The sequence below is a fragment of the Pantoea sp. ME81 genome (genome assembly GCF_903970985.1).
GTDB lineage: Bacteria > Pseudomonadota > Gammaproteobacteria > Enterobacterales > Enterobacteriaceae > Pantoea > Pantoea communis.
In genome coordinates this window covers 24,566-36,118 of sequence record NZ_CAJCKS010000044.1, presented here as the reverse complement: position 1 = coordinate 36,118, position 11,553 = coordinate 24,566, and the positions used below count along the sequence as shown (strand labels likewise).

Annotated in this window: 10 protein-coding genes and 1 pseudogene; 10 read left to right on the top strand and 1 reads right to left on the bottom strand. The window is 53.5% G+C overall.

What is annotated here, in order from left to right:
* The 5 genes from H7A81_RS10695 to H7A81_RS10675 all read left to right on the top strand — a co-directional run.
* Positions 1-777: alanine racemase (locus tag H7A81_RS10695; protein WP_182057467.1), on the top strand; the 777-nt coding region annotated here is incomplete at its 5' end.
* Positions 778-995: 218 nt separating this feature from the next.
* Positions 996-1,391 (top strand): polyketide cyclase, encoded by a 396-nt coding sequence (locus tag H7A81_RS10690; RefSeq protein ID WP_097119647.1) that lies wholly within the window; start codon positions 996-998, stop codon positions 1,389-1,391.
* 436 nt (positions 1,392-1,827) lie between these two features.
* Entirely contained in the window at positions 1,828-2,094 is a 267-nt protein-coding gene (locus H7A81_RS10685) for a hypothetical protein (RefSeq protein WP_034823852.1), read from the top strand.
* Positions 2,095-2,168: 74 nt separating this feature from the next.
* Positions 2,169-2,813 (top strand): oligosaccharide flippase family protein, encoded by a 645-nt coding sequence (locus tag H7A81_RS10680; protein ID WP_182057466.1) that lies wholly within the window; start codon positions 2,169-2,171, stop codon positions 2,811-2,813.
* A gap of 323 nt (positions 2,814-3,136) precedes the next feature.
* Positions 3,137-3,754, top strand: coding sequence for a trimeric intracellular cation channel family protein (locus tag H7A81_RS10675; RefSeq protein WP_034823853.1), 618 nt, complete (start codon positions 3,137-3,139; stop codon positions 3,752-3,754).
* On the opposite strand, the pseudogene ligB reads toward H7A81_RS10675, so the two are convergent.
* A pseudogene (gene ligB, locus H7A81_RS10670) lies at positions 3,695-5,436 on the bottom strand (NAD-dependent DNA ligase LigB). The gene H7A81_RS10675 and the pseudogene ligB sit on opposite strands and share 60 nt — an antisense overlap.
* Positions 5,437-5,675: 239 nt before the next feature.
* Between ligB and gmk the strand changes: the two are divergent.
* From gmk to recG, 5 genes are read left to right on the top strand one after another with little or no spacing between them, the layout of a single operon-like run.
* Complete coding sequence (gene gmk / locus H7A81_RS10665) at positions 5,676-6,299, top strand: guanylate kinase (RefSeq protein ID WP_034823854.1); 624 nt, start codon at positions 5,676-5,678, stop codon at positions 6,297-6,299.
* A gap of 57 nt (positions 6,300-6,356) precedes the next feature.
* Positions 6,357-6,632 (top strand): DNA-directed RNA polymerase subunit omega, encoded by a 276-nt coding sequence (rpoZ, locus tag H7A81_RS10660; protein ID WP_034823855.1) that lies wholly within the window; start codon positions 6,357-6,359, stop codon positions 6,630-6,632.
* A gap of 20 nt (positions 6,633-6,652) precedes the next feature.
* Positions 6,653-8,761, top strand: coding sequence for a bifunctional GTP diphosphokinase/guanosine-3',5'-bis pyrophosphate 3'-pyrophosphohydrolase (gene spoT / locus H7A81_RS10655; RefSeq protein WP_034823856.1), 2,109 nt, complete (start codon positions 6,653-6,655; stop codon positions 8,759-8,761).
* 3 nt (positions 8,762-8,764) lie between these two features.
* Entirely contained in the window at positions 8,765-9,460 is a 696-nt protein-coding gene (trmH, locus tag H7A81_RS10650; RefSeq protein WP_034823857.1) for a tRNA (guanosine(18)-2'-O)-methyltransferase TrmH, read from the top strand.
* A complete protein-coding gene (gene recG / locus H7A81_RS10645; RefSeq protein ID WP_166935468.1) occupies positions 9,457-11,535 on the top strand; it encodes an ATP-dependent DNA helicase RecG in 2,079 nt (692 codons plus the stop codon). Before trmH ends, recG begins: the two co-directional genes overlap by 4 nt.
* The last annotated feature ends 18 nt before the right edge of the window (positions 11,536-11,553 follow it).

The following is an 11,553-nucleotide window of genomic DNA, read 5'->3' as shown; positions in this document are numbered from 1 at the left end:
GCTCTCGGCGTCACAGCCATCGCTCAAGCGCATCGCCAGCAGCCTGCCAGTGAGTTGTCCATTGCCATCAAAGTCGATGTGGGATTGCATCGCGTGGGAGTGGATCCACACAGCGGTGAAGCCGTGGCATTGGCGCAGCAGATTAAAGCAGCGGGGTTAACTTTTGCCGGGCTGATTTCACACGCCGGCCATGCTTACGGCGCAGGTCATGCCGTGGCTATCGCTGAAGTTGCACAGCAGGAAATCATCTTGATGCGTCAAGTTCAGCAGCAATTGATCGCTGCAGGCTTTGCGCGTTGCCCCATTTCCGTGGGCTCCACGCCTACAGCACTGGCCGCGCCGGTGGCTGAAGGCAGCGACGAAATTCGCCCGGGAAATTATGCGCTGCTGGATCTTACCGCCTGGCGCCTGGGGCTGTGCACGCCCGATGCACTGGCACTCAGCGTGGTAACGCGTGTAGTGGCGGTGAATCCGCATTTCGCGATTATTGATGCCGGCTCCAAGATGCTCAGCTCTGATAAGGGGCCGCACGGCACTAACGCCAGCGGTTTCGGTATCGCCGTTGATGAGCAGGGCAACCAATACGAAATTCTGAAACTTTCGGAAGAGCATGGCTTTCTGCAATACGGAGATCATGCTCCGGCGCTTGGGGCTCTGCTACGCATCTTCCCCAATCACAGCTGCGCGGTAGTGGCTCAATCTGACCGCTTCGTTTTACGCCATCAGGACGGTACAGCAGAGACGAAGGATATTCAGGGACGCGGCAAGTTTATCTGATAGCAGGATTTTTACTGGAAACCTCTGTTGCAGCACACTTCCACTATCCTGCCATTTGCAGCGGAATCCCCTTCAGTTAAGGTACTCTTTGCTGTAGGCAGTCTCATCATTCTGTAGGGTACGGCCTTAAGACCGCCATTTTACTGTGGCGGTCATCATTCATCTCCAGAAGCCACCCTTACGGATTCCCTGCCTTTCATTCGCCTAACGGAGGTTCCATGCTGCCATCTCAGACAGTCACGCTGACCATTCCCCGCAACTGGTTAGATTTATATGAAACCATCTGGAAACCTGAATGCTTCGCCAAATGGGCCAGTGGGCTAAGTGCCAGTACGCTCACGCAAGAGGGTAACTACTGGAAAGCCAAAGGACCTGAAGGTTCAGTGAAAATCCGCTTCACGCCACACAACCCCTTTGGCGTCATGGATCATTGGATCGATACCGGCAGCGGTAAGGAGATTTATATGCCGATGCGCGTGATTGCTAACGAAAAGGGAGCCGAAGTGGTGATGGTGGTTTATCGCCAACCCCTTATGTCTGATGAAAAATTTGCTCAGGACGTTGACTGGGTAAAACGCGACCTGGATCAACTTCTCCACCTGTTAACTCATTAGAATCAATGCATTATAAAAATCGTACTGCATTAACTTTCGCTGGAAGCAATCAATAAAAAAGTCATCTTTTTCTACGTAATAGCGTTTAACTGTTTAACGATAATACCTGTTGCTTTTCGTGCTAATCACCAGTCTGGCTAAAGTCTTCTCACCAGGAAAATTCCTGGTGAGAGCACGCCCCCTAAGTCTTAGCCCCTCTGATTTATCGGTGTTTTTTCTTACTTATTCAAATGGCTTGTTTAATCGCCGATCAAAATGTCTAACAGGACTTATTAATCGCTCATCCGTCCCCTTATCTATTCTGATGCAAAGTCTGAAACCATTTATTTCTGAAGTTCATTTATAGGAGTTTTCTTATGGTGTTAATTTAATTAAAACACGGTATAACTCATTCACACACAGCAATACCCGATAATAACAACAGCAGGGAAATAACATGGATCGCTCAACCTATCCTTTGTTGTCTGAAAAAGAATTTGTTGAGATTGCCAGTAGGATACTGGCCGGGGAATATAATAATTCAAAGGGATTTTATAATGATCTTGCGGATTTCCTCCGAACAGGAGGAGATACCGCTGAGACAATGAAATATTTACGCGCCAGGGGCATCTCTTTAAATTCAGAACATCATTTAATTGAATGCATCTTTACGTGGCAAACTCTGAAAGGCATTTCAGGGCTGCGTCAGGACACGCTGCATTGATGTGATCTGTACTCTGGGCAGGCGCCCGGGTGAACCCTTAATTGCATTGGTACATGTACCATAACGAGCAGAACATGGCGATAAGAGAAAAAAGTTTGGCCAGCGCCAAATGGTCAATTTTGTCATCCATAAAAATCGTCGGCATTGGTGTTTTACAACTTTCACTTCTGGCACAAATACTTCAGGCAAACGAGTTAGATTTACTCGCGATTGCCATTGTGATGTTATTGATTATTGATACGCTTGCCGACCGTGGGTTTGGTAATTCCGTTATCAGAAATATAAATCTTAATAACAGCGAACTTTCCATTCTCTACTGGGGGAATGTATTAAGTGGCATGATGATATTCGCCGTGCTGTTTATTGGTAGTGATATATATAGTCGAATCATGAACCAACCGGAAATGGCGATTATGCTGGAAATGATTTCGGTGATTTTCATCATTATTCCACAAGGGCAACATTATCGCGCCATATTACAGCGTGAGAAACAATTCTCGCGTATCGCCTTCACAGAAACCTCATCGGTGCTGGTTGGCCTGGGTGTCACACTGTTTACCGTATGGCTGACCCCTTCAGTGTTGTGCGCTATATGGGGCTACCTGGCCATGGTATCCATCAGAATGCTGGTCTACTGCTACTACGGTCGTTCCTGGTTCCAGCCAGAATACCGTTTTAGCCTGAAAAGTTTCGCTAACGTGCGAGCAAGAAACGGATAATAAAAACAAGTCTGTATGGTGGGCTCTGGGCATCTGAGAAGATGCGTTCGCGTGCTGGTCGCCAGCACGCTTTTTTCTTTTTTTGATACGTTTAGCATCTCTTCTTCACCCGTCCTCTTACCCCTCGGACCTGCACGATCACACGGATCACATCACATTTTTTAATGCGAATGCGTAACACACTCCTGATTTATCAAGCGGGTTAAGCCTGTTAGCATGAGCGGCATCAAAACAGCTAATCCGATGACGTCTGCTTTAGAAATACTCAGTGGTCGATAGCTGAGGAAATCTTTAGGCTGGCCGCCGATCTTATGGAGTGCTCTATGTTATTAACCGTTCTCTACATTATTGGCATCACCGCCGAAGCCATGACCGGTGCGCTGGCCGCTGGTCGCCGCAAAATGGATCTGTTTGGCGTCATCATCATTGCGTCCGTCACTGCAATCGGAGGCGGCTCGGTGCGTGACATCCTGCTCGGGCATTATCCGTTGAGTTGGGTTAAAAACCCGGAGTACATCATGATCGTGGCCGCCGCTGCGGTGGTGACCACTTTTGTTGCCCCTTTAATGAATCATCTGCGTAAAGTGTTTCTGGTACTGGATGCGCTTGGCCTGGTGGTGTTCTCCATTATTGGCGCGCAGGTCGCGCTGGATTCTGGTCATGCCTCGATCATTGCCGCTATTGCCGCCGTGATCACCGGCGTATTTGGTGGCGTATTACGTGATATGTTCTGCAACCGCATTCCGTTGGTATTTCAAAAAGAGCTGTACGCCGGTATCGCGTTTGCCGCAGGCTGGCTCTACATTTTGTTGCTCAAAACGCCGCTTCCGCATGAAGCCGTGGTGATCATTACGCTGTTGGCTGGCTTTTTTGGCCGTTTATTAGCACTGCGCTTCCGCCTTGGCCTGCCGATCTTCAACTATCCCCATCCCGAACATTAAGGTGCATCAGGAATCTCCTGCAGCTGTAAAAAGCGGATCAGTTGCTGTAATTCCTCATCCTGCAGCATGGTAACAATCCGCTCTGCCAGCGTGCGCCCGACACCGGGCAACTGCTGCCACTCCTCTGTCGAGCGAGCCAGTAAAGCTGTCCAGTCATTATCCGGTAAGGCCTGCAACGCGGCACGGGGGAGCGGTAGACCTAATGCGCTCACCCAGTGCCGAAAGGGTTGCTGACGTGTCTGTTGGAAACGTTGCCAGATCTCTCGTGCCCGCGCGGCGGATATTCCGCTGTCCTGCGCAATCTCTTCAGGCGTTAACGTCAGCCAGGAGAACAGATGGGTGATCGCGCCATTGTGCAGTAACCGCTGCCAGCTACTACGTTGCACGCCAGGGATGTTCAGCACCGATTTCTGACTGAGCCACGTGAGGCGTGATAAGAACTGAAGCCGGCAATCCTGATTGAAATGCAAACATGACAGCGAGTTAAATTCGCCCTGCTGTGGTGCTACTGGATATTCACGCCCTGCTACTCGCCAGATCACTCGCTCTAAGCGGGGAATTCCCTGACCGGCTAACGTCACTATCACCTGATCGCCAGCGATGACATCCAGCTCCCGCCATCGCCGCAGCGATCCAAGATTCACTCTGCGCACGGTTTTATCATCCAGCTGAACAGGGATGAGGTTGAGCACCACGGCAATTTTCCCCGTGCGCCCAACGTTGAAATCCACGGACAACACTTCAGTGCTGATTTCAACTGGCTGATATTTCCACGCGGCTGACCAATGTCCCTGGCCAGGCTGCCAGTCCCGCCCGGCACCGACGGGTGATTGATGGATCACGACGCCATCTGTGACGAACGGCAAAGATGCACGGAACCAGCGATCGCGCCACACCTCCGCCTCCTCTTCGTTCTTGATTGGGCGGCTCCAGTCCTGCGCCAGACCAAATCCCCAGCGTGATAACTGCGCCAGTCTAGCGGGCATCTGGATTGGACCATCGGGCCATGCCCAGATAAAAATGCCGAAATCTGCCAGCAGCGGGGAAGCTTCATGACGCATCATCGCACCCGCCACCTGCGCTCTGGCATTTCGCCCTCCGTCACGTGCTTGCTGATGATCGGTCATAAGCAGAAACAGCTCGCCTTGCAGCACCACCTCTTCACGATCGGTTTCAATGTGAGTAGGAATCGCCGGAATATGGCGGGCTTTGGTTATCCACTCTTCGCCACGCAAGCCATCGCCGCGACTCACCAGGGAAACCAATTGCCCGCGTCGATACACCAGCGTTACCGCCACGCCATCGACTTTCGGCTGTATCCACAGTGGCGATTTATCCTGCATCCAGTAAGCCACCGCCAACTTGTCACGCAGTTTCCGTACCCCTGTGTGTGCCACCGGGTGTCGGGTACTACCGTTCGTTGTGGGCTGCGCTTGATAAGCCCGTTGATCCGGCGCGAAGCAGCGCTGCCAATGCAGTAAGCGTTGCTGCAGGCTGTCATAGTCCCCATCGCTAACCAGACTCGTGCCCTTGCGATAGTAGGCATCATCCCAGTGCCGTAGCTGGCTATGTAATTGAACCATCTCTTGTTCGGCGCGCACCGGTGACCAGTTAGGGCACAGCGCTTCAGCCCCGCAAGCCGCGGTGAAAAACCAGCAACACAACCACCACCATCCTTTCATCGTTGCTCTCCTTTTTGTCTATTGGAGAGTGCGATGAGGGCAATGACCAGTGCTGAAGGTGGTAAAGAGCAAACGTATTCCCGGTTTTTTAAGCCGTTTGCAGCGGCTTACCGCGTTATCTGGCGCGGGTTCACAGAAAAAGAATTACCTTAGCCCAACGGCAAACGCTGCGTGGCACCGTTAAGCCGTGTATACTGTGCAGGAAATCGACTCCGCTCTTTACTCAATTCAAGATAACCATGGCTCAAGGCACGCTTTATATTGTTTCCGCCCCCAGTGGCGCGGGTAAATCCAGTCTGATTCAGGCTTTATTGAAGACACAGCCGCTGTACGATACGCAGGTGTCTGTTTCCCATACCACTCGCGGCGTGCGTCCCGGTGAAGTTCATGGTGAACACTATTTCTTTGTCTCCAAGCCTGAATTTGAGACCATGATTGCCGCTGAAGACTTCCTCGAACATGCGGAAGTGTTTGGCAATTACTACGGTACCTCGCGCGCCGCGATTGAGCGCGTGCTGGCGACCGGTGTCGATGTATTTCTGGATATCGACTGGCAAGGTGCTCAGCAAATTCGTCAGAAAATGCCTGCCGCACGCAGCATTTTTGTGCTGCCGCCGTCGACTGAAGAGTTAGATCGTCGCCTGCGTGGCCGTGGTCAGGATAGCGAAGAGGTTATCGCCCGCCGCATGGCTCAGGCCGTGGCGGAAATGAGTCATTACGCTGAATACGATTATCTGATCGTGAATGATGATTTCGACCTGGCACTGACCGACCTGAAACACATTATTCGCGCAGAACGTCTGCGTATGAGTCGCCAAAAATCGCGACATGATGCTTTAATCAGCAAACTATTGGCAGTCTGAAGTCACTTTCAGTATTATGCCCAGTCATTTCTTCATCATCTGTGGAGTAGCACACCTATGGCACGCGTAACCGTTCAGGACGCAGTAGAGAAAATTGGTAACCGTTTTGACCTGGTGTTGGTCGCTGCACGTCGTGCACGTCAGATGCAGGTAGGCGGTAAAGATCCGCTGGTTCCGGAAGAGAACGATAAAGCCACCGTTATCGCCCTGCGCGAAATCGAAGAAGGCCTGATCACCACCCAGATTCTGGATGTGCGTGATCGTCAGGAGCAGCAAGAGCAGGAAGCCGCTGAGTTACAAGCCGTTACCGCTATCGCTGAAGGTCGTCGTTAACAGCACTTCGCAGGTCAACCTTGTATCTGTTTGAAAGCCTCAATCAACTGATTGAAAAATACTTGCCTGAGGAGCAAATCAAGCGCCTCAAGCAAGCTTATCTCGTCGCGCGTGATGCCCACGAGGGTCAGACACGCTCCAGCGGTGAACCTTACATCACCCATCCTGTTGCCGTTGCCTGCATTCTGGCCGAGATGAAACTCGACCATGAAACGCTGATGGCAGCGCTGCTGCATGACGTGATCGAAGATACACCCGCCACTTACCAGGATATGGAACAGCTGTTTGGCAAAAGCGTGGCCGAACTGGTGGAAGGCGTGTCGAAACTCGACAAGCTGAAGTTCCGCGACAAGAAAGAAGCGCAGGCTGAAAACTTCCGCAAAATGATCATGGCGATGGTGCAGGATATCCGCGTCATTCTGATCAAGCTGGCTGACCGCACGCACAACATGCGCACGCTCGGTGCGTTGCGACCGGATAAGAAACGTCGTATCGCACTGGAAACGCTGGAGATTTACAGTCCTCTGGCGCACCGACTTGGTATTCATCACCTGAAAACAGAGTTGGAAGAACTCGGCTTTGAAGCCCTCTATCCAAATCGTTTCCGCGTGATAAAAGAGGTGGTGAAAGCGGCACGCGGTAATCGTAAAGAGATGATTCAGAAGATCCTTTCTGAAATCGACGGGCGCTTACAGGAAGCAGGCATTCCCTGCCGTGTCAGTGGCCGCGAGAAGCATCTTTATTCGATCTACCGCAAAATGCACCTGAAAGAGCAGCGATTCCACTCAATCATGGATATTTATGCCTTTCGCGTTATCGTGAAAGACCTGGATACCTGTTATCGCGTGCTCGGTCAGATGCACAGTCTGTACAAACCGCGTCCAGGACGCGTCAAAGATTACATCGCTATTCCCAAGGCCAACGGCTATCAATCACTGCATACATCAATGATTGGCCCGCACGGCGTGCCCGTTGAAGTGCAAATCCGTACCGAAGATATGGATCAGATGGCGGAGATGGGGGTAGCGGCACACTGGGCTTATAAAGAGGCCGGTGAAAGCGGCACGACCGCACAGATTCGCGCCCAGCGCTGGCTGCAAAGCCTGCTGGAGCTGCAACAAAGCGCCGGTAGCTCGTTTGAATTTATCGAGAGCGTGAAATCCGATCTCTTCCCGGATGAGATCTACGTCTTCACGCCGGAAGGGCGCATCGTCGAACTGCCTGCTGGCGCCACGCCGGTAGACTTCGCTTACGCCGTGCACACCGATATTGGCCATGCCTGTGTGGGCGCCCGCGTCGATCGCCAGCCTTATCCGCTGTCGCAATCGCTAACCAGCGGCCAAACCATTGAAATCATCACTGCGCCAGGTGCCCGTCCTAACGCGGCATGGCTCAACTTTGTGGTGAGCTCGAAAGCACGCGCCAAAATTCGTCAGCTACTAAAAAACCTGAAACGCGAAGACTCCGTCAACCTTGGCCGTCGTCTGTTGAGCCATGCGCTCGGCGGCAGCAAGAAGCTGGCAGAGATCCCGCCGGAAAATATTCAGCACGAGCTGGAGCGCATGAAGCTGACCAGCATTGACGATTTGCTGGCGGAGATCGGCCTCGGCAACGCCATGAGCGTGGTCGTGGCGAAAAACCTGCTGCAGTCGGGCGCTGAGCAGCCGCAAAGCAACAGCAAACGCAAAAAGCTGCCGATCAAAGGTGCTGATGGCGTATTGATTACCTTTGCCAAGTGCTGTCGTCCGATTCCTGGCGATCCGATTGTTGCGCACGTCAGCCCGGGCAAAGGTCTGGTGGTGCACCACGAATCCTGTCGTAACATCCGTGGCTATCAGAAAGAGCCCGAGAAGTTTATGCCGGTTGAGTGGGATAAAGTTATCGATCAGGAGTTCGTTGCGGAAATTAAGGTGGATATGTTCAACCATCAGGGCGCACTGGCGAACCTGACGGCAGCTATCAACACAGCGGGATCCAACATCCAAAGTCTTAACACGGAAGAGCGCGACGGCCGTGTTTACAGCGCCTTTATCCGCCTCACCGCGAACGATCGCGTCCATCTGGCCAACATTATGCGTAAAATCCGCGTGATGCCAGATGTGATTAAAGTTCACCGTAACCGTAATTAATGCATGAACGCTCAACGTTTTGCTCGTATCCAGGAAATGCTGGCCATGCGCCAGCACGACCTTACCGTCTGCATGGAGCAGGTCCATAAGCCGCATAATGTCTCGGCGGTGATTCGTACTGCTGACGCGGTCGGCATCCATGAAGTGCACGCCGTCTGGCCTAGCGTGCGCATGCGCACCATGGTGTCTGCTTCAGCGGGCAGCAACAGTTGGGTGAAAGTGCAGACGCATCGTCATATCGCAGAAGCCGTGCGTCACTTGAAAGATCAGGGGATGCAGGTGCTGGCGACCAATCTGTCGGCCAATGCAGTGGATTTTCGCGAGATCGATTACACCAAACCGACCTGCATTCTTATGGGGCAGGAAAAAACCGGCATCACCGCTGAAGCGCTGGCGCTCGCCGATCAAGACATCATCGTGCCGATGGTGGGCATGGTGCAGTCGCTCAACGTGTCCGTCGCCTCCGCGCTGATTCTATATGAAGCGCAGCGTCAACGGCAGAACGCCGGCATGTACAAACGTCAGCACAGCCTGCTTGATGCCGATGAACAGCAGCGTTTGCTGTTTGAAGGTGGTTATCCGGTGCTTGCACGCGTGGCGAAGCAAAAAGGTCTGCCTTATCCGCATATCAACGCTCAGGGCGAGGTGGAAGCCGATGCCGACTGGTGGGCCACCATGCAATCCACAGGTAAAAAATGAAAGGCCGTCTGCTGGATGCCATACCGCTCAGTACCCTGACCGGCGTCGGCGCCAGTCAGGCGGGAAAACTGGCTAAACTCAGCCTGTTTACTATTCAGGATTTGCTGCTGCATCTGCCGCTGCGCTACGAAGATCGCACCCAACTCTACAAGATTAATGACCTGCTGCCGGGCGTCTGGTCCACGGTGGAAGGTGAAGTGCTGCACAGTGAGATAACCTTTGGCCGCCGCCGTATGCTGGTGTGCCAGATCAGTGATGGCAGCGGCGTGCTGACCATGCGCTTCTTCAATTTCAATGCCGGGATGAAAAACAGTCTGGCGCCAGGCCGCCGCGTCACCGCTTATGGCGAAATCAAACGTGGTCAGCGCGGTGCTGAAATTATTCATCCCGAGTATCGCGTGCAGGGCGAACAGGGCGGCGTCGAGCTACAGGAAACCCTGACACCGGTCTATCCCACCACTGAAGGCATTCGTCAGGCCACGCTGCGCAATCTCACCGATCAAGCGCTGACGTTGCTGGAAAGCTGCCCGATTGCCGAGTTGCTGCCGTCAGAACTGAGCGGTGGCTTGATGAGTTTGCCGGATGCCCTGCGCACGCTGCATCGTCCGCCGCCCGATTTACGTCTGAGCGAGCTGGAAACCGGTCGCCATCCCGCACAAAAGCGCTTAATCCTTGAAGAGCTGCTGGCTCACAACCTCAGCATGCTGGCGGTTCGTGCCGGCGCTCAACGTCATCATGCGTTGCCGATGCCTGCTAAGCATAATCTGGTGAATCAATTGCTGGCCGCGCTGCCCTTCTCACCCACCGGCGCGCAAAAACGCGTGGTTGAGGAGATCGAGCGCGATTTAGCCAACGACTTCCCAATGATGCGTCTGGTGCAGGGCGATGTGGGATCGGGCAAAACGCTGGTCGCGGCGCTGGCGGCGCTGAATGTCATTGCGCATGGCAAACAGGTGGCGCTGATGGCGCCGACCGAGCTGCTGGCCGAGCAGCATGCCAACAATTTCCGCCAGTGGTTTGCGCCGCTGAGCATTGAAGTGGGTTGGCTGGCTGGCAAGCAAAAAGGCAAAGCACGTGAAGCCCAGCAGGAAGCGATTGCCAGCGGACAGGTAGCGATGGTGGTCGGCACGCATGCGCTGTTCCAGGAGCAGGTCAAATTCAACGGCATGGCGCTGGTGATCATTGATGAGCAACATCGCTTCGGCGTGCATCAACGTCTTGCGCTATGGGAAAAAGGTGAAGAGCAGGGTTTCCATCCGCATCAGCTGATTATGACCGCCACGCCGATTCCGCGTACCCTGGCGATGACCGCCTATGCCGATCTCGACACCTCCACCATCGACGAATTACCGCCTGGCCGCACACCGGTCACCACAGTGGCCATTCCTGACAGTCGCCGCGGCGATATTATTGAGCGTGTGAAAAACGCCTGCCATGAAGGTCGCCAGGCTTACTGGGTCTGTACGCTGATTGAAGAGTCAGATGTACTGGAAGCACAAGCGGCGGAAGCCACCTGGGAAGAGTTGAAACTCGCGCTGCCTGGCTTGCAGGTTGGGCTGGTGCACGGCCGCATGAAACCGGCAGAAAAACAGGCGGTCATGGCGGCCTTCAAAGCCAACGAGATTCAGTTACTGGTCGCGACAACGGTGATTGAAGTCGGGGTAGACGTGCCCAACGCCAGCCTGATGATCATCGAAAACCCGGAACGTTTGGGCCTGGCTCAGCTGCATCAGCTGCGCGGTCGCGTGGGCCGTGGCGCAGTCGCCTCGCATTGCGTGCTGCTGTACAAAGCGCCGCTCAGCAAAACCGCGCAGAAGCGTTTGCAGGTACTGCGCGACAGCAACGATGGCTTCGTCATCGCTCAGCACGACCTGGAAATTCGCGGTCCTGGTGAATTACTTGGTACGCGCCAGACCGGTAATGCGGAGTTTAAGGTTGCAGACTTACTGCGCGATCAGGGCATGATCCCGGAAGTGCAACGCGTGGCACGCCATATCCACCAGCACTATCCAGAACAGGCGCAGGCGTTGATTGAACGCTGGCTGCCAGAGACCGAGCGCTACAGCAACGCTTAAAAAAGGGCAAAAGACGGC